Origin of the sequence: Thermoactinomyces sp. DSM 45892 (assembly GCF_900107305.1) — a bacterium.
In the GTDB taxonomy this organism is placed as follows: Bacteria; Bacillota; Bacilli; order Thermoactinomycetales; family Thermoactinomycetaceae; genus Baia.
Map to the genome: position 1 here is coordinate 176,817 of NZ_FNPL01000003.1, position 20,059 is coordinate 196,875.

Sequence of the window (20,059 nt, forward strand, 5' to 3'; positions counted from 1 at the left end):
TTGGTTACTTAGAAATGGATGTTTCTAGGTAACCAATTGGGCTCGTTACATAAAATTATGGATTCAATCTGTTGATCATTCTGTGGTAAACTTAACGGTACATAATAAATAACAACCCCACTCCAATATATAGGGTTGGAGTGGGGTTGGATCTGTCTACTATTTTTGTTGATTTTTGTTCATTTTAGCTCGTGCTTGCATGTTATTAGCAGCACTGTTTTCAGAGGCAAACTCAGTGTCCAAGCCCTGCATGCTGTTGTTAGCAGAAGCAGCATTGGCTGCAGCTACAGAGTTAGCGGCACTGTTTTCAGAAGCAAATTCAGTGTCCAAGCCTTGCATGTTGCTATTAGCAGAAGCAGCATTGGCAGCTACAGAGTTAGCGGCACTGTTTTCAGAAGCGAATTCAGTGTCCAAGCCCTGCATGTTGCTATTAGCAGCGGCAGCATTAGCGGCTACAGAGTTAGCGGCACTGTTTTCAGAAGCGAATTCAGTGTCCAAGCCCTGCATGTTGCTATTAGCAGCGGCAGCATTAGCAGCTACAGAGTTAGCGGCACTGTTTTCAAAAGCGAATTCAGTGTCCAAGCCTTGCATGTTGCTATTAGCAGAAGCAGCATTGGCAGCTACAGAGTTAGCGACACTTGATTCAGAAGCAAACTCGGTATCGTGTGCATTGTTCATTGCATTAGGACCTTGTTGTGCGTTCATTTTTGATTTTCCTTGTGAAGAGTTGTTTTTATTCATGACTTCTTCACCTCCTGTGCTCATAGTCTGCCCCTATAGAGGCAAATTAATTACATGTAAACATTTCCTTTTTTAATAAAAAATTCGGAGGTTCAAATGAAAGATTCGTTATATCGTGTATTATGGAAAGCAATTCCTACACGCGGCGTCTCAAGAATTACGGGTGCTTTTGCAAAGCATCCGATTAGTAAAAAAGTGATACCCTCTTACATTAACCATTTTCAAATCGAATTAGAGCCAGTAAAGAAGCCGTTAGATCAATTCGATAGCCTACTTGATTTTTTCGTACGGGAATTAAAACCAGAGGCTCGCCCCATTGAAGCTGGTGCAGATCAGGTCGTCAGTCCTGTAGATGGTGCAGTTTCCCAAATTGGTGTGATCCAAGAAGGATCTTGTGTCTATGCGAAGGGAAAAGAATATTCTCTTGCTGAACTGTTAGGAAATGATCCTCAATACGTGAAGAAATTCCAAGGTGGAAAATTTGTCACTTTATATCTCAGTCCCCGTGACTATCACCGAATTCATATGCCTGTAGAGGGTGACATTGAAGGATACGCGTACCTTCCAGGCCCACTATATCCAGTCAATCCTTTGGGCATGAGGCTGTTTCCAGAGTTGTTTGCAGTGAATGAACGACTCGTTACCTACGTCCGCTCATCCGCTGGCCTTGTTGCAGTAGTAAAGGTGGGAGCAACGAACGTGGGAAGCATTAAGGTAACGTATGATGAAGTGAGCACAAACAAAGGACACAGAGAAAATAAGCAAGTTCGATATCAAGAGGAACCTCATTTGACAAAAGGAGACGAGCTGGGGAGATTTGAGTTTGGCTCCACTGTAATCCTATTATTTGAACCAAATCGTATTGAGTGGACGATCCCGGAGGAAATAGGAACACAAGTGATTATGGGTAAATCCATTGCTAAGATAGTGGAATAGAGAAGGAACCATGGAAAGGCACAAAAACCTTTTTAGATGAAAAAGTACGCTTTTTCATCTAAAAAGGTTTTTCTCATAAGGAGTTGCTTTTTGGTGCAGGCTAACATTGGGTGAAGGCTATGAAGCAATTGATACATACCAAGCGTTTAGATAAAGAGGCTTGGTATCTCCTTACCATTAGCGCGTTACATGCGATTTCGTTAGCTCTGTCGAATACATTCCTAAACGTATATTTATGGAAGTTAAAACAAAATTTTCTGCTGATTGGTTGGTATAACTTAACTTATCATGTCTCTGTAGCGGTGACGTTTGTATTTGCCGGTTGGCTCACGAAAAAAGTGGATCGTGTGATTGCCATTCGATTTGGAGTGGCGATTCAAGCATTGTTTTATTTGACTGTCTTATTTTTAGGAACGAGCGCGGCAGATTATGTGGTGTTGCTGGGTTTCTTTATCGGTGTGGGCAGTGGATTTTATTGGCTAGCTTTTAATGTTCTTTACTTTGAGATTACAGAACGTGAGAATCGAGATTATTTTAATGGTATTAGTGGGCTTACGAACTCTTTAGCTGGGATTATAGCTCCTGTAATATCTGGGTGGATCATTACACGCATCAATCATTTTACAGGTTATCGAATTATTTTTTGGATTTCGCTGGGGATCTTTATCGCGGCTGTCATTATGAGTTTCTTTTTGAAAGCACGAAGTTCACGGGGAAGTTACCGTTTAAAGGAAGTTCTTCGTATTGCCAGGCATCGAGGGACGAAATGGCATTGGATTAACCTGGCGATGTTGGTTCAAGGGATACGGGAAGGGGTCTTTGTCTTTATTACAGGGCTATTGGTTTATCTAACGACACGTAGCGAGTTTACACTAGGGACATTTTATACAGTTTGTAACCTCGTTTCGTTGATCGCGTATTATTTTGCAGGAAAATGGATGACTCCAGAGCGTAGAATCAAAGCTATGTTTGTGGGGGCTATAGCGCTTGGAGTATGCTTTTTGCCCTATTTGTTTTTGTTAAATACATGGTCGATGTTCGTGTTTGGAATCGGCATCTTTTTGTTTTTTCCCTTTTACTACAACCCGATCTTATCCATTGTATTTGATGTGATTGGAGAGAAGGATGAGAATGTAGAATTACGAGTTGAATATGTGGTTTCCAGAGAGCTGGCTTTAAATTTGGGGAGGATTATCAGTGTGTTTGGCTTTATCATATGGGTTTCATATTATCCAGATCTCATTCATCTAAGATGGTATTTGTTGCCGATAGCTTTTATGCAGGTGCTAACTTGGTGGTTAATCCGTAAGGCAGCAAATGGGAAACGAGTGGCTTCTAGGTAAGAAGAGGTCACTCGTTTTTTGATGGAAAAAAGGTAATGAGCGAATGGAACATAGTATACTAAAGACAGAGATTGATTCCTAAATTCGACTCATCAGTTAACTAGATGGATGGAGGAAATGCAGTGTATCGAGGGCTATTAGAAACACAGCGAAAGCATTATCATTCGGGAGTTACGCGAACCTTATCATTTCGCCTTGAAATGTTAGAACGTTTGCGCTTTGCTGTCAAAAAGTTTGAATCACAGTTGTTTACAGCTCTACGTGAGGATTTAGGGAAAAACGAATATGAAGCTTATTTGATGGAAATTGGGATGGTTTATAAGGAAATCAGCTTTGCTAAAAAGCATCTTAAATCGTGGATGAAACCAGTAAGAGTCGCAAATCCAATTACTCTATTTGGTGCGAAAAGTAAGATTTATTCAGAGCCTTTCGGGGTTTCTCTTATTATCGCTCCGTGGAATTATCCGGTTCAGCTATTATTAAATCCTCTTATCGGTTCGATTAGTGCTGGAAACTGCTCTGTCTTGAAGCCTTCCGAATATACACCTCATGTCTCACAAGTGCTGTCTCAGCTAATAGAAGGGGCGTTCCCTTCGGAATATATTTCTGTGGTTGAAGGGGATGTGGAGGCAAGTAAGTCATTATTGGAATTGCCATTTGATCATATTTTCTTTACAGGAAGTACGTCTGTAGGGAAAGTCGTGATGAAAGCAGCTGCAAAGCATTTAACACCTGTGGTACTTGAGTTAGGTGGGAAAAGCCCTGTTATTGTCGAAAAAGATGCAAACCTAGACTTGGCGGCGCGCCGGATTGTATGGGGAAAATTTAGTAACTCGGGTCAGACGTGTGTAGCCCCAGACTATTTGTTGGTTCATGAAGAGGTGAAGTCTGAGCTGATTCAATTAATCCAGAAGCATATTTCGACTGTGTATGGAGAGAATCCCCTTACAGCTGATAATTTTGGAAGCATTGTTAGTAAGCGTCATTTTGAACGGTTAAGAGATTTTCTTCGAGATGGGGAGGCGGTTGTAGGTGGGCAAGTAGAGGAGGAGCTGCTACGAATTTCGCCCACTGTGTTGGACAAAGTATCATGGGATTCGCCTATCATGGAGGATGAAATTTTTGGACCCATATTGCCGGTTTTTACATATCAGTCTTTGTCAGAATGCATAAAACGGATTCAGCGGTATTCGAAACCCCTAGCGCTCTATCTTTTCACTGAGAATAAAGGGATAGTGGAAACAGTTTTGCAGAATGTATCATTCGGTGGTGGATGTGTGAATGACACAGTGGTTCATCTATCCAATATTCATCTTCCTTTTGGAGGGGTTCAGCACAGTGGACAGGGGGCGTATCACGGAAAGTTTAGTTTTGATGCTTTCTCGCACAGAAAAGGAATCGTCCACCAGACAACACGATTTGATCCAAGCATTCGTTACCCTTTAAAAGGGAATAAGATTTCGTTATTGCGGTGGTTGTTTAAATAGAAAAAGCAGGATTTTTATGGCGGGGGAAGAATATTAAAGACAGAAAATAATTTCAATCCCCCTCTTGGATGATGGAACTCTTTGTGCTAATATAGTCGTCAGTGTAACTTGACATGGGTAAGATGGCGTGATATAAGAATACCATTGATATTTTAGAGAGCGCATCTAAGCTCTATAGTCCCTTGGATCAAAAATAGGTAAACTCAATACCTTTACATTCTGCATAAACAGTTAAAATGGAACATATGCATGGGACGTGAAAAAAATCCGGATCTATAAGCTAGAATAGAAAAACGATCATGATTTGGGAGGAATTAATCATGTCCATTCAAAAAGAGGTACTCCTGACTGAAGAAGGACTCGAAAAAACGAAACAAGAACTTGAATACTTTAAAACAGTGAAACGCCATGAAGTAGCGGAGCGTTTAAAAGAAGCGATTGCCCAAGGTGACTTAAGTGAGAACTCTGAGTATGATGCGGCGAAGGAAGAGCAAGCGTTTATCGAATCAAGAATCATTACGCTTGAAAATATGATTCGTAATGCCAAGATTATTAGTAGTGATCAAGTTACGAAAGATGTTGTGGGTGTAGGGTCTAAAGTGACGATTCAGGAAGTTCCAGATGGGGACTTTGAAGAGTATGCCATTGTAGGAAGTGCTGAGACCGATCCAGATTCAGGTAAGATTTCAAATGAATCTCCAATCGGTGCTGAATTGATTGGTAAAAAGGTTGGGGATCTGCTAAATGTACCTGCTCCAGATGGAACAATTCAGTTCAAAATTGTAAAGATTTCTTAATTCCTTTAACGGAATGAAAGATAAGAGCCGACGACTATGTAGTCATCGGCTCTTATCTTTCCTAGCGAGGTTGCATGGCATTCCAAGCGGTTAATTGATTGACAAAAATACCAAGGGTTCGATGTGTTTTATATTCAATCCATTGATTTTGTTGGTTTTTAATTAAGAGATGGTGTTCATCCCAAGCGTTACGGGGCAATGTGATGATGATTTCATCGATGGGATGTCTTACAGGTGAAAAGAGAGATAAAACAACGGGAGTGGGAAAGTGGATATGGTAGTAGGAGGCAGGTAATTGTAGCGAATTAAGTCCAGATAGTTGATATACCTCCGATAAAACCTTACCGACTTCTTGTCTCATCGTAGAGCTCACTCGTAGTGGTGTGTCCCCTCGTTCATGATGGTACATGGCTTGCATCGAAGAAATGGGGGTGGGTTCATGAAAGAGGGCAGAATCTCCAGTAACTTTATTACTAGGTAAAAGAAGGAAATAACAGAAAACCAAGAGAATTATTCTTCTTACGGGAACCATATTGATCTCCTCTTTCTAGGAATCTCCTATGATAGTTTCAGTTTGCCTAGCTTATACGGGATCTATTCAAGTAGGGAGTATAAATTTGACAAGGTGGACAAGTCTTTAAGGAGGATGAAATGAAGAAAATAGAGTGGTTGCACACGGCTGATTTGCATCTGGATCGACCTATTTCTGGATGGAAAGGGACTGCGGAGCAGTTGATGGTGCGTTATGAGGAACATCGTGATACATTTCGTCGAATCATTTCTTTTGTAGAGGATCGTAAACTTCCGTTTTTGTTTATAGCAGGTGACTTTATTGAGCATAGTGCTGTAACCAAGTCGACCATTCGATTTGTCATTGAGCAGTTAGAAAGAATTCCTTCGACTCAGGTGTTTATTGCTCCAGGGAATCATGACCCATATATGGAGGGGTCTTATTATTTACGTTCTTCTATATGGCCGAAGCATGTTCATATTTTTGGTGGTGAGTGGGAGGAACATGTGGACAGCACGCGCAAGCTTTTAATTTCGGGGAGAGGATTTACGAGTTTTTTAGAATCTCAATCGACTCTTCCTAGGTTACATAACAACTTGGAATATAATATTTGTGTTTGTCATGGAGATCTTCAAGCGCAGGGTAAAGAGAGTCAGTACTTTCCGCTTACGGAACAAGATTTCTTTGATCAAGCATTTGATTATGTCGCACTAGGTCATATCCATAAAGCAGGGCAAGTCCAATTAAAAAATAAGAAAAAGACGATCCTTCGTTATGCGGGTTCCCCGGAGGCACAAAATTGGAAGGAGCTAGGAAGGCGAACGGTTACTTGGGGTAAGTTGCGCTCAAAAGGAGTTCAGTTAGAAGAAGTTTCGTTACATAGTCGTACGTACGAGAAAGTGGAGATCGATATTAGCTTCTGTCAAACCAGACAGGAAATTTTGGATTGTATGTTGGCAGAGATTCAAAAGCTCCCAAAAGAGTCCTATTATCGGATTCAGTGGGGCGGGAGAAGGGATTTGGAATTATCACTTGAACATGAACAACCTTGGTATAGTAGGCTTTTAGCTGAACAAGGATACCAGAATGTATGGTTGGAAGATGAAACGATCCCCGATTTTGACTTGGAGCAATATCGACAACAAAGCGGGCTAGTGGCGCTATTCATTGAACGGATGGAATTAAATTTACAGCAAGAACAGGATGAAGAGTGTCGTCAGCTCATCAAGCGGGCGATGTATAAAGGATTGGAAGCATTATTAGTAAAGGAGCTTGCGCATCTATGAAGATCAAACGGGTGAAATTTCGTGGTTTCGGTCGGTGGATTAACCAAGAATTTGAATTTCAAGAGGGGATGAATCTCATAGAGGCTCCTAATGAGGCAGGAAAGTCTACCTTGCTTCATGGGGTTTATGGATTGATGTTTGGTGAGAAAAAAGAAGGACTGAAAAAGCGAAAAGAAGCTGATTGGTATGATTCATTTAAACCATGGCAAAGTAGCGAATACGGTGGGGAAATTGATTACGAATACCAAGAGCAACTTTTTCGGTTATATCGCGCCTTCGCATTCCCGGATTCAAAAGAACAGTTAGTCGATCTCAAAACAGGTGAAGATCTCTCTGCATTGTATACGATGAACAAGCAGAAGGATCGGCAGTTTGTGGAAAAGCAGATTGGATTAAGTGGTGAGACGTACCGCCGGGTAGGAATTTTTACATCAGGCATGTGGACGCAAATATCAAAACGAAAAGAAGAGGATCATTCCTTTCATCAGAAGATGGTGGAACGAATGACGAAGTTATTGAAGAATGGGGCGGACCCAGACGGTTTGGCTGCTCTGCAGATTCTTGATCAACAACTTGAATCGATTGGAAAAAGTGAATATGCACGCCACAAGCCATATGGTATTGAATGTGAGAGAGAACGAACATTAAAGCAAGAAGTGATTGCTCTTCAAGAGGTGCGCCATCAGCTTGAAATCAATTATGGACAACGTAGTGATATTATCAAGCAACTGGATGTAAGTCAGCATCAGGTGAATGAGTGGGTGAATCAGATTGAACAGATTAGACAAAAGGTAGCGGATCTTCGCGAAATAGAAGCAGATGCCCAGCAACTTGAATATCTTCATAAATCGAAGGCCCAGCTAGAGCAACGACTGGATCAATGGAGATTACTAGAACAGCAGATTTTAGACTGGCGCAAGGAACAGCAGGAGGTCGCCGCTACTCGTGAAATATCAACGGAGCTGTTTCAAGAGATTCAACTTCTATATAAACAGAGTGAAGAACTACGTAAGAAATTGGCGCAAGCTCGTGATGAGCTAAGTAAGGTCAATGAGCATTTAGAAGTCGCTCGTACAAGAAAGGAACAGATGGAATGTGTAGAGAAAGATCGTGCCTCTATTATGCTTTCAAAGCTAGATGATTATGAGGCAGGAGATCTGCGATATCAAGCTCTTCAATATGTAGTAGAAGAAGAGGAGCAACAAAAATTTATCCAGATCAGTCATGATTTAGAACAGCTAGGTATTTTACAGGATGAACAAAATCAATTACATGAGAAGAAAACGATTGCTCATCAAGAGTTTTTGAAAATGAAGACCCAACATGCCCAGAAGCAAGGGAGTTCTACACCTTGGTTGATCGCTTCGATTGTGACGCTGGCGATTCCAGGGGGGTTTGCCTTTTTTCACTGGAGTCTAGGAGTTGGAGCTTTGGTGGTGCCCCTCCTTTTATTGTGGCAATATAGACGGATCTTTGTTCAAGACCGATCCCGTAAGAAGACGGAACAACATCAAAAGAAGAGAATGCAAGTAGTATTAGAAGACTTAGACCATCAACTCCAAGTAAATGCACAGCAACAGAAGCAAATCACACAAGTATGGCGTGTGAGGAGTTTGACAGATTTGCTACTAAAACGAGAGGAAATTCAAGGTGGTTTGAATCAATTGATGGTTCAAACCATTGAGCGTCGTAATTTAGAACTACAACTAGAGGAACGAAAAAAAGAGATTGAAGAATGGATGAAGAAGCACATTCGCCCTGTTCCGGAGTTCTCTGTTACTTCTTGGAAAGAATCCATTCGTAATCTTCAAAAACAAGAGCAACGTGCGGAGGATCAATACCACCTATTTGAGATGAAAGCAGAGGCTTTGGATCGAGAAATTACAGAGAAAAGTGAAGAGAGAGAACAGATTGAACTTTTATTAGAGAAAAAGTATCAGGAGTTCGGGGTTAGTACCTTCGGGGAGCTAGAGGACTGGCATGAACGTCATAAGCACCTCCTTCAATTACATTGGCAAATTCAAGAGGCAGAGAAACGTTATGAGGATTGGAGTAAGCAAATCCAAGAGGAAAATTGTCTCGACCAATTGAAGAATCTGAGGATTCAGATTCGCGAGATACAGTCGAAATATTTAGGTGCCGTAAGCTATCTACAAGATCGTCATCGAGATTGGGAGTATGAATTGGCAAAAGCGGAAGAACATCTGAGGGATCGCGAACAGGTGAGGGAGTCTCAACAAATGGAGTTGGTGAGACTTGATAAAACGTTAGAGGATTATGAAGAACAACATGCGAGGTTACCTCTTGTTGAGAGTGAGTGGGAATGTTCTAAGAACCGGATTCTGGAATTAGAGAAAGAGCGGACGATTCTTGAACTTGCTAGGCAGGCTTTGGAGGAGTCGTCTCGTCAGTTTCAAGAAGATTTGTCTCCACGTCTAACTCCCTATGCTTCGAGATGGATTCGCACTATTACACAAAATCGCTATCAAGCTCTCAATATCGATCCGAAAGAAGGAATCCAATTAAGTGTATTTGTCCCCGAGACTGGAGAACGGAAGTCTGTGGAGTACCTAAGTACAGGAACGATTGATCAGATGTACCTAGCATTACGATTTGCTTTACTACAATTTTATTCTGAGATGACTCAGACAAGACTTCCCTTAATCCTAGATGACTGCTTCGTTCATTTTGATCAAGACAGACTTTCGGAAACGATACAATTATTGCATCAGTTTTCACAGGAGCATCAAGTGATTCTCTGTACCTGCCAAACCCGCGAACGAGAACTATTAAATGCGTTTGACCTTCCGTATCACTCTGTTACCTTATCGCTGTGATGAAACTGCCACTCATGTTTTCTATGACGTTTTCCCTTCAGTGATTGACTATTAAAGAGCCTTTGGCTAATCTAGAACATGAATAGCGATTATCCAATCATTATTTTTATGTAGGATTATCATGGGAGGGAAATTTTTGTGATGTCATTGGCATTATTTCTTCATTTGTTTGGTCTAGTGGTATGGATCGGAGCGAGTATTACCATCGGTGTCCTTTTGCTTTCGATTTGTAAACTCGAGTCCTCAGCTAGCCGGAATCAAGTATTGACAGGGATTTTAAAGAAGTCTTATATGTTGATTCACCCAGCTGGAACCGTGGTGCTTGCAACAGGTTTCTACATGCTGTTTACTGGCTGGCAAAAGCTAGTGAGCCAAGGTACTCCGAAGCCGTTTTGGCTTACCTTTATGCAACATGGTGGTACACTCGCGGCTGTTTTATCTTTGGTCGTTGCGTCGATCTTGAGTGGGAAAGCAATGAAGCAACTTGCGCAGAAGGATGCTCAAACAGGCATGTTAAAGGCATATGTATGGGTTTCTTTTGCTACAGTGTTATTTTCCCTAGTGATTCTGTACTTCGCGGCGGCAAAACCGTTTTAATGTAGAATAGCTTCTCTCTTCTCTTATGAAGCCTAATGAGCGGTTTATTTTATAACAGAAAAAAGCCACTATCCTGTTTGCAATTCGCTTACGCAGGCTAGTGGCTTTCATATATGCGTACTCCGTTTTGACGTGCTTTATTCGCCAACGATATTTGAGCCTCTTGTTCTGTAATAGCCTTATTTCTACTCTGCTCTCTCTTGCCCAGTCTCATCTATATCACCAGACTGGCTATACGCACGATTAATAGCCGCTTGTACAAAGTTTTCTCCTTCTGACTCTTGCATCCCCAGAAGCTCATTGGAGAATTCTGCTTCATACTTTGTCTGTTCCTTTTGATTTCTCGGTTGTTTCATAATAGGCCACCTCCAAGGATTTGAATATAACGTTTCACCAATTCAAGTAAGCTATACTGGAATAATAAGGATACGACGGGAGGGGATTTTTAGATGGCCGGTACCATTATGCTCCATCCTATTGAACGAACGGGACGTTTAGCGCTTTTTACAAAGGAGCACCATAAATCCAAGCGTATTAGCTATGTGTTTCCCAGTAGTGAATTAGTTTCTCGTTATCGTTCTGAAATCTTGACTAGCTCCATCCAAGTCATGACCATGGATCAAATGGTGTTACGAATGAGTGAACATAGTCGAGAGATGAAGAGTCCACACTTTCGATATAAATGCATTGAGTCCTGTATGAATGAAGGGATTGAGGAGGGTTGGTTTACACATTGGCAAGAGCTTACCGTTGAATCCTTTTCTTGGATTATGAAAGTGGAGAAATGGATTGGGGAAGTGAAGAGGGCAGGTGTACTTCCCTCACGCTTACGGCGACTATTACCTCCGGAAAATCAGTTAGCTCAAGGACTGGTTAGCTTGTACGAACGATATCAGCAGAAAATGAAACAATATAACTGGTTAGATCAAGAAGAAGTGTATTTCACATTGTTAAAAAGACTAAAAGAATGTGATCTAACAGAAGAAGTCTTTATCTTTGAACAATTTAACGATCTGCACTATATCCAAGAAAGCTTACTATCGGGATTAGTATCTCGTAATGCTACGGTTGAATTCCACCTCCTGTATGATCGGAAACGAAAGGGCTTTCGCTCCATAAAGGCCACGTTACAACGTTTGCAAAATGTTGGTTTCCAGGTCATTGATTACTCAACCGGTATGGCTTATGTCTTATCTATGGATACAAATGAAAAAACCGCCCTGCAACATCTAAAAAAATCACTCTTTGTATCCGATCGAACGGTAAAACCTTTTGAGAGATCTGATGACAGTGTCCAAATCTGGCAGGCAAACCATAAAGTATTAGAGGTTCGGCGGGCGATTCGACAAGTGAAAGAATGGATGCTTCGTAGCCACATCCCGGGGGATCAGATTGTACTTGTGACAGAGCAATGGGATGTGTACGCACCTCTTGTGAGAAGAGTGGCAACGGAAGCAGGAGTTCCTTTTCAGTTGCCACGTGTTCAATCTGGAATGGAACTTTATATAGGACAAGTGATCCGTTCTGCTTTTGCTTGTAGAGATGGTGATATAACAACCATTCCCTTTCTATCTCGCTTTGCTGGCATTGAGTTAACTTCTTGGGACGTATTTCAGCAATCTTGGAGGAAATCGCATTATACTCTAGATGAAATATTGCAATGTTGGCTAGAAGCGACAGAACCACAATATACAAAGCAGGTTTTGGAATTATGGAGATGGATCGGGCAAATTCCAGAAGCTAATCGGGAGTTAGATTGGTATTCGTGGTTTGGATCATGGGTGGCGGCCCGTCTACGCCCGAACGTTACGGTTTTTCGAGACGATGAATCATTACAAGATTGGGTAGAAGATAGGCGCCTATGGATGAAGATGGAGCAGTGGTGTCAGGAGATGAGTAGGGGTGAGATGACAACCCCATCCATCTGGAGCTTCCGCGATTTTGCCCAAGAGGTGACGAATTGGCTATCCAGTATCCAATTAGTGATCGACCCCGAAGAAAGTGGGGGGGTACGTTTACTAGCGGCTAATATGATTTGTGGTCAGCCGTTTACCAGTGTTATTTTACTTGGTTGTGAAGAGAAAAATTGGCCGGGAACTTACCAAGATGATTGGTTATTTCCAGATCAACTACGTAGGGAATTGGGCAAAGAATCAATCTGGCTACTCACTTCCGACCACATTAGAGAGCGACAGAAGCTATCGTTTCTTATGGCTGTTATGAGTGCTCAAGATCAGGTTGTTTTTTCTTATTCTATACGCAACGATATGGGTGATCTACTTAATCCATCTCCTTTTATCAGAGAAGTGATCCAATGCTTGCCTCAGTACGATGATGAATGGAAGTCGAATCAGCACATGTTATCTCCCCATTTCTGGTTACGGCCTAAGGATATTTTGTATGCTGTCGCACAAGAATCGGTCTACCAACCAATTGAATGGCTAGATCGAATCGGATCAGAGTTGAAAGAGGAGATTCGAATTGCTCGATCAAGGAGTGCACAGATGCTCTCCCCATGGTTTGGATTGCTTGATGGGAAGGAGGAGAGTCAGCTTTCCCGTGTACTGGCAGCAAAAGTATGGAGCGCTTCTGAGCTAGATGTGTTGATGAGTTGTCGCTTTCGATATCTGGCTCAGAGGGTCTGGGATGTGAAATTACGCGAGAAACAAGGTAGAGGATTGTCCAGAATGGTAGCAGGCAATGCGATACACGCCATTTTACATGCTTTGTTCAAAAAATTTCAAGAACAAGGAGAGGAATGGGAAGCCTTTTCCTTTTCAAAAGCTGATTTGGAGGCCCTATTCGATGAAGTTTTAACGTATGAGCTTCAACACTATCCATCAATCGTCAAGGAAATCGAGAAGCGAAAAGAAATAAGGAGGCTCATGCAGTTTATTGGACTAGAAGAAAAGGGACGAAAAGGAGGAAAGGAGAAGCATCCGCTTCAACCCACATTTTTTGAATTGTCATTTGGCCTTCCCATAGATTCATATGAACATGTGGATTCCCAGTCGAAAAGGGAGCCTGTTACGATCCCGTTGACTCAGGATATGAAGATCCAGGTCAGAGGAAAGATAGATCGAGTGGATATGGATGAAGGACACCTTGTTGTGTACGACTATAAATCGGGTAATTATCTCCCTACCCTACAAGAGTTGTATGAAGGAAAGGCGATTCAGCTTCCACTCTATCTCTGGGTATTGCAGGAGGGTTTCGGATATTTAGAGGAACAAATCATAGGGGGGGCGTTTTATACATCGGAAAGAAGGTCTCTGGGGCTATGGAAAGAAGGTTTTGCCCAGCAGAAAGCAAACATTCATCGATCTGTTAAGGGATTAGATACACAGCGATGGTCAGAGGTGCATCATGATATGAAAAGAACGTTAGCTAACCAGATACAAGCGTTACGCACCGGAGAAGTGAGGGTGAAGCCTACTTGGAACTGCCCATCTTATTGTGTAGCCAAGCGATTTTGTCGATATCGGGACCCAAAATAGAAAGTGGAGGAGGCAACGATGGAAAAGTGGATAGAGGAACTCATCTGTGAATCACTGTCAGAGGAACAAAAGGAAGCAGTGCTCAGCAAGCAGGATCGGTGTATTGTCATAGCAGGGGCTGGTGCAGGGAAGACTCGTGTATTGGTGAAACGCTTTGTGTATACTTTGTATCAATTTGGTATGAATCCAGCTAATCTTCGTAAAATAGTGGCCATCACCTTTACGAAAAAAGCGGCAACAGAGATGCGGGATCGCTTACGGAAAGAGATGGACCGGATTATCGATCGACTAGGTACAAGGGAAGACGAGGAAGACGAGGAAGAGGTTCAGTCATGGTATGAAGTTCGTCAATGCTTAGATGAAGCTCACATCTACACCATTCATTCATTTTGTCAATTGATTTTGTCGGCAGAGCCTATTCAAGCAGGTGTAGATCCTTTTTTTCAAGTGTTAGAAGAATGGGAAGCAAATCGACTTTTGGAACAAGCCGTTACCCATGTTCTTTCCTCGTCGGACTTGCTTCATCAGAGAAGTATGATCGAACGTGAGTGGTGGATATATTATCTTTCGTTAATCGGATGGACAGGAGCGGAAACGATGCTCGCGGAGTTGTCCCGAAAGTGGAGGGATCAGGGGTGGGCATTTTCTAAATTGGTAGACTGTACGACAGAGAGTCTTCTCCACCAATCTCGCCTTGATGTTTCGGAAGAACATGAATTAAGTAGGGAATCAGAAGAAATGATTACCCGAACTCTACTATTCTACTTGCAAGAGATCCATGTATATTATCAGCTCCTAAAGAAGCAGAAGGCACGATATGATTATCAAGATTTAATCCAGATGGTGTGTGAAGCGTTAGAGAAAGATACAACATTTCGCATGCATATAAAGAAACAGATTCAATCTGTCATGATCGATGAGTATCAGGATACAGACGGTCTCCAGAAAGGATTGGTAGATTTTATTATGGCGGAAACATTCGATACGAAAAGGCATTTATTTGTAGTAGGTGATCCGAAGCAGTCTATCTATCGTTTTCGTGGTGCGGATGTCTCGATTTTTATCAAAACACAAAAAGAATGGTTGGACCAGGGGAATCAGAATTTGTACCTAACACATAATTACCGTTCTCAGGCTGGGATTGTTCAGTTTAGCAATCAATTATGTAAACATGCTTTTCCAGTAGATGAGTTCCGCTTGATTCAAGCTTCTAGATCCGATCAAGCTATAGCCAAGCCTGTTCAATTGATCTCCATTTCTAGTACGGATTTAGATAACGAGAAGCTAGTTGAGCAAGAGGCAATTCTCATAAGTCATCAGATTAAGCGATTACGGTCTGATTTTCAGTATGGTGACATGGTACTTCTATTAAGGAAAATGAATGATGCGACTTTATATGAACAAATTCTTCGATCGCAAGGGATTCCTGTCCGGATCGTAGGAGGAAGTGGTTTTTATGAGACTCAAGAGATTCAAGATTTTCTCTATCTTTTTGCTACGGTTTTAACCCCTGCTCGTGCAGAAAATTGGGTAGGAGCTTTGCGTTCGCCTTTTGCCCATCTAAGTGATGAAGGGATTACCAGACTTGCCCTTAAAACAGGATGGATAGGGGAGCCACAAAGCTGGCTTACTCAATCCATTTTAAGCGAAAATGATCAGCTTCGATTACAAACGTTTTGTTTTTTACATGAGTCTCTTAGGCGAATGAGCTGTCGTCGTACGCCGGGACAATTGATTCGATGGGTTATGGAGCATAGTAACTATATAGCGATTCTCTGGGGATTGCCGAACGGGGCGCAGGCTGTATTCAACTTAGAGAAATGGTGTCAAGTATGGGAGAAGGAAACGGATCCCACTCTCCTTACACTAGAAGGGTTTCTAGAGAAAATGGAACAGTACCAGTCTCAGGCTAATCAAGAACCAGAGGCGGAGATTTGGGATGAAGGGGAAGATGTGATCCGAATCATGACGATTCATAAATCCAAAGGATTAGAGTTTCCCATCGTTTTCCTTCCTAATCTATGGAACACTTCTCCTGTCCCTGTTCGCCGTGAATCATCGTTCATCCATCCTACGATGGGCTTAGTAATAAAAGGATTTGATCATCTTGAGCGGCAAAGCTACACGAAGACGAAAATCGAATTTCCTCGCTGGAAAGAGGCTGTCTTATATGAAGAGGAATTAGAATCGCAAGAGTTGATGCGCTTATTTTATGTAGCTGTAACCCGGGCAGAGGATTACTTATTTCTTAGTTTTCCGGAGCATCAGGGGAATTCTAAGTCTAAAAAGGATCTAGCTTCTTGGCTGAAAGGAATTTTAAAAATGGATGCGGCTGATCAGGCAAGGGAGTCTGTTTTATTTGGCCCTGATTCTCTACCTATTCTTTATGAGAATACATTTACCACCCCACCTCCATTGGTAGAGGATGCTCGGGAATCAGATACCTTTGATTCATCATCGATTCCGTTTACCGTGCCGATTCCGTTTGGAAAATATAATCATGTTCCGATTAGTGTGACGGACTGGAAGGAGCTGGTTCATTGTCCTAGGAAATATTATTATCATCGTATTTTACAGGTGCCCACCCCCGATGTTGAAAGAGGAGAAGAGAAGCTGGCTGTTCCTTCTATCTCAGGTAATCGACGAGGCGAAATCATTCATTATCTCTGTGAGAAAACAGTCTCTTCGGCTGAGCGACTCTGGTTACAACCTGATTGGTTTGATCAAATCACTTGCATATTTCGTCTGAATTCTCGTGAAATGGATGGTTTAAAGCCCGATTTAGAGCAGATTCGAACTAGATTTTTGGATAGCCATGTGGTTCAGAGGATTGCAGAGTCTAAAAAGGTATTAACAGAAGAATCGTTTCAATACGTGACATCCGGCTTTCGGGTAAGTGGCCAAATTGATTTGTTATTACAAGATCAGTATCAGGGTTGGGAGATTATTGACTTTAAAACGGATCGCATGAAAGTGGAGGATATTGCAGAAAAAAAAGCCTTTTATCTACCGCAACTGCAACTCTACTCGTTAGCGTGGCGTGCGCGAGGGATGGAGATAAATGGTGTTACGCTTTATTTTCTCGATTGTAATCATGAAGAGAAGATAAAGATTGATTCAAAGTGGTGGCATCAAGCGGAGAGTCTCCTTGAAAGTACACGTTCTTTTTTTCAATTAGAAAGAAAAATGTTGAATTGGCCGACGAAACCAAGCAAGAATTGTTCATACTGTGAATATGGTGTGCTGTGCGATAAATAGGCACAAATTCGTGAATAGTCTTCTCTTACGTTGAAAAATGCCAAAAAGTCACGGATAATGAATGGTATGTATTGTTTAAAGGAGAGTCGTCGTTTTGTCAATGATTACCGAGTTTTTTCAGAACTTACTAGCTGGATTTGCGTGGATTATCATTTTTTCGCTCGTTATTTGGATGGGCGGTTTAGTTGTATTATTAATCATGGAGTTGTTTTCTCCTAATGAATTATTTATAAAAGAGTACTTGTGGAAAGTATGGAAGATGTTCCGAACGATCTTCGAATGGTCTTCCTATGGAGGAATCATAGCGGGTCTAGTCATGACTCAAACGTCTGGAGAAGTGTATTCCAACGTAATGATTTCCCTAGCTGCAGTCATTTTAAGTGTATTCCACCTCTCATGGAGAAAGCAATCTAAGCCGATCCGAGATGTCACATAGAATAAGGTTATAAAAAAATCTGAAAAACTCTCTTCAGATTTTTTTTGTGTATAGATATCAAGAATCTTCAGCTATCAGCCCTCCTTTACATTTACAAGTGGATATAAGATAATGATAAGCAAACTATTCGAGCGTGGTGATGACTGGATGAACCTACTTAACCCGTTGATGGACTTGGGGAGAACGTATCTTGCTGAAGAAGACCTAGTCCATATAGAACGAGCGTATCGGTTTGCCGAAGAAGCGCATCGAGGTCAGATGCGAAAATCGGGAGACCCATTTATCATCCATCCAGTCGCCGTAACAGAGATTTTAATGGGGCTGAAGATGGATCTGTCCACCCTCATTGCAGCGCTGTTACATGATGTGGTGGAAGATACAGACGTGGAATTAGAAGAAATTCAAGAGCAGTTCGGTGATGCGGTTGCTCTTATTGTGGACGGGCTAACCAAATTAAAGCGTAGTTTTAAATATATGTCTAAATCAGAACATCAGGCTGAGAACTATCGCAAAATGTTTATTGCGATGGCGAAGGATGTTCGTGTTGTCATTATCAAGCTAGCGGATCGATTGCATAATATGCGCACCGTTCAACATATGTCGGAGAAGAAGCAGATCGAGTATGCAGAGGAAACGCTGGAGATATTTGCTCCTTTGTCCCATCGCCTTGGGATTTCGAAGATCAGATGGGAGTTAGAAGATCTTTCCCTACGCTATAAAGAGCCACAAGCTTACTATCGAATCGCTTCTCTCATGAAGAAAAAGCGAACGGAACGGGAACATTTTTTAAGTGAGATTATCGATACACTAAAAGGAAGATTCGAGAAGTATCAGATTCCTCTTGAAGATATCTCAGGACGGCCTAAACATATTTATAGCATCTATCGTAAAATGACTCTTCAACATAAACCATTTAATGAGATCTATGATTTAATGGCTGTTCGGGTGATTGTAGAGTCACTGAGGGATTGTTATGCTGTACTGGGGATTGTTCATACGATGTGGCGTCCGATGCCAGGCCGTTTTAAAGATTATATTGCGATGCCAAAAAACAACTTATACCAATCCCTTCACACTACGGTTCATGGTCCAAGGGGTGAGCCGATTGAGATTCAGATTCGAACGACAGAGATGCATAAGACAGCAGAGTTCGGGATCGCGGCTCACTGGGCATATAAAGAAGGGACAAGCGTTGAGAAAGAGCAAGATTTTAACGAAAAGTTAACTTGGTTCCGTGAGATGATGGAATTACAAAACGACTCCAATAATGCGCAGGAGTTTGTGGAGAGCATTAAAGGAGATTGGTTTAAAGATACGGTTTTCGTCTTTACGCCTAAATCGGATGTCATTGAGCTACCGGCAGGCTCGGTGCCACTGGACTTCGCGTACCGAATTCATACGGAAATCGGTAATAAGTGTGTTGGCTCTAAGGTGAACGGCAAGATTGTTCCTCTCGACTATAAACTGCGAACTGGTGATCAAGTACAGATTATCACGAGTAAACACAGCTTTGGCCCAAGTAGAGATTGGCTCAAGTTAGTAAAATCTTCGCATGCACGAAATAAAATTCGTAGTTGGTTTAAGACGCAACGTAAAGAAGAAAGTATTGCCAAAGGGCGAGAAATGATCGAAGCGGTGCTGAAAAAGAATCACTTCGAGTGTAGCGAAGTATTAAAAAATGACCGTCTACTTGAAGTGAGTAAAAAGTTCAATATGAATGAATCAGATGATCTTTATGCTGCAGTAGGATATGGAGGCATCTCGGCCCATGAAGCATATAGGCGCCTCACACATGGATTACGTGATGAGGAAGCTCCAACCATCGCGGAAGCCATCGCGAACCTCCCTGAAATCAAACCGAAAAAGTTTTATCGTTCGGGGCCGGGTGTAACCGTTGTAGGTGCTGATAATGTGATGATTCGACTCTCCCGTTGCTGTAACCCAGTCCCTGGGGAAGAGATCACCGGCTTTATTACTCGGGGAAGAGGCGTATCTGTGCATCGTCTGGAATGTCCGAATATCCAAACGATCGAACCAGAACGGGGAATTCAGGTTATCTGGGAGACGGATGATCCGAACCGAACATATCAGGTGGATATTGAGATCTCAGGGTTTGACCGGAGCGGTCTTCTCAATGATGTCTTGCAAGCTGTTTCTGAGCAAAAAGCGGATTGTTTCGGAGTTGTGGCTAGGGTGCACCGCAAAGGCTTTGCCGCGATTCATCTAACCGTCTCCATTAAAAACAGCAAACACTTGCGCAACGTAGTGGAAAAAATCAAGCGTGTTCCAGATGTAATTAGTGTGCAAAGAATGTTTCAACAAGGATGAGGGGA

The 20,059-nt window shown here is 42.0% G+C and carries 14 protein-coding genes; 11 read left to right on the forward strand and 3 right to left on the reverse strand.

Features of this window, described 5'->3' with window-relative positions; all coding sequences use genetic code 11:
• Positions 1-159 precede the first annotated feature (159 nt).
• Positions 160-741, reverse strand: a complete 582-nt coding sequence (locus BLU58_RS03790; protein ID WP_093290898.1) for a hypothetical protein — start codon at positions 739-741, stop codon at positions 160-162.
• Positions 742-837: 96 nt separating this feature from the next.
• Here BLU58_RS03790 and asd point away from each other — a divergent pair, with 96 nt between their 5' ends.
• From asd to greA, 4 genes are all read left to right on the forward strand, one after another.
• Positions 838-1,677: an archaetidylserine decarboxylase gene (asd, locus tag BLU58_RS03795; RefSeq protein ID WP_093290899.1), complete on the forward strand. Its 840-nt coding sequence runs from the start codon at positions 838-840 to the stop codon at positions 1,675-1,677.
• Positions 1,678-1,796: 119 nt separating this feature from the next.
• Positions 1,797-3,020, forward strand: a complete 1,224-nt coding sequence (locus BLU58_RS03800) for an MFS transporter (protein WP_143123693.1) — start codon at positions 1,797-1,799, stop codon at positions 3,018-3,020.
• A 122-nt stretch (positions 3,021-3,142) separates the two neighbouring features.
• Positions 3,143-4,507: an aldehyde dehydrogenase gene (locus BLU58_RS03805; protein ID WP_255404579.1), complete on the forward strand. Its 1,365-nt coding sequence runs from the start codon at positions 3,143-3,145 to the stop codon at positions 4,505-4,507.
• A 320-nt stretch (positions 4,508-4,827) separates the two neighbouring features.
• Positions 4,828-5,304 carry a transcription elongation factor GreA gene (gene greA, locus BLU58_RS03810; protein ID WP_072333655.1) on the forward strand — a complete coding sequence of 159 codons (477 nt, stop codon included), beginning with the start codon at positions 4,828-4,830 and terminating at the stop codon, positions 5,302-5,304.
• Between the two features lie 61 nt (positions 5,305-5,365).
• Here the strand turns inward: greA and BLU58_RS03815 are convergent, their stop codons facing one another.
• Positions 5,366-5,836, reverse strand: a complete 471-nt coding sequence (locus BLU58_RS03815; protein WP_093290902.1) for a hypothetical protein — start codon at positions 5,834-5,836, stop codon at positions 5,366-5,368.
• A gap of 119 nt (positions 5,837-5,955) precedes the next feature.
• Here BLU58_RS03815 and BLU58_RS03820 point away from each other — a divergent pair, with 119 nt between their 5' ends.
• The 3 genes from BLU58_RS03820 (at position 5,956) to BLU58_RS03830 (ending at position 10,535) form a co-directional block, all read left to right on the forward strand.
• Positions 5,956-7,101 (forward strand): metallophosphoesterase family protein, encoded by a 1,146-nt coding sequence (locus BLU58_RS03820; RefSeq protein ID WP_093290903.1) that lies wholly within the window; start codon positions 5,956-5,958, stop codon positions 7,099-7,101.
• On the forward strand, positions 7,098-9,938 hold the full coding sequence (locus BLU58_RS03825) for an AAA family ATPase (protein WP_093290904.1): 2,841 nt from the start codon (positions 7,098-7,100) through the stop codon (positions 9,936-9,938). Before BLU58_RS03820 ends, BLU58_RS03825 begins: the two co-directional genes overlap by 4 nt.
• Before the next feature lie 138 nt (positions 9,939-10,076).
• Positions 10,077-10,535 (forward strand): hypothetical protein, encoded by a 459-nt coding sequence (locus BLU58_RS03830; RefSeq protein WP_143123694.1) that lies wholly within the window; start codon positions 10,077-10,079, stop codon positions 10,533-10,535.
• A 185-nt stretch (positions 10,536-10,720) separates the two neighbouring features.
• Here BLU58_RS03830 and BLU58_RS16295 read toward each other — a convergent pair whose 3' ends face one another.
• Positions 10,721-10,891, reverse strand: a complete 171-nt coding sequence (locus BLU58_RS16295) for a hypothetical protein (RefSeq protein ID WP_176786486.1) — start codon at positions 10,889-10,891, stop codon at positions 10,721-10,723.
• A 93-nt stretch (positions 10,892-10,984) separates the two neighbouring features.
• Here BLU58_RS16295 and BLU58_RS03835 point away from each other — a divergent pair, with 93 nt between their 5' ends.
• From BLU58_RS03835 to BLU58_RS03850, 4 genes are all read left to right on the forward strand, one after another.
• Positions 10,985-14,032 (forward strand): PD-(D/E)XK nuclease family protein, encoded by a 3,048-nt coding sequence (locus BLU58_RS03835; RefSeq protein ID WP_093290906.1) that lies wholly within the window; start codon positions 10,985-10,987, stop codon positions 14,030-14,032.
• Between the two features lie 18 nt (positions 14,033-14,050).
• Positions 14,051-17,290, forward strand: a complete 3,240-nt coding sequence (locus BLU58_RS03840; RefSeq protein WP_093290907.1) for a UvrD-helicase domain-containing protein — start codon at positions 14,051-14,053, stop codon at positions 17,288-17,290.
• A 94-nt stretch (positions 17,291-17,384) separates the two neighbouring features.
• Positions 17,385-17,726: a hypothetical protein gene (locus BLU58_RS03845; RefSeq protein WP_093290908.1), complete on the forward strand. Its 342-nt coding sequence runs from the start codon at positions 17,385-17,387 to the stop codon at positions 17,724-17,726.
• A gap of 147 nt (positions 17,727-17,873) precedes the next feature.
• On the forward strand, positions 17,874-20,054 hold the full coding sequence (locus BLU58_RS03850) for a RelA/SpoT family protein (protein WP_093290943.1): 2,181 nt from the start codon (positions 17,874-17,876) through the stop codon (positions 20,052-20,054).
• Positions 20,055-20,059: the final 5 nt, after the last annotated feature.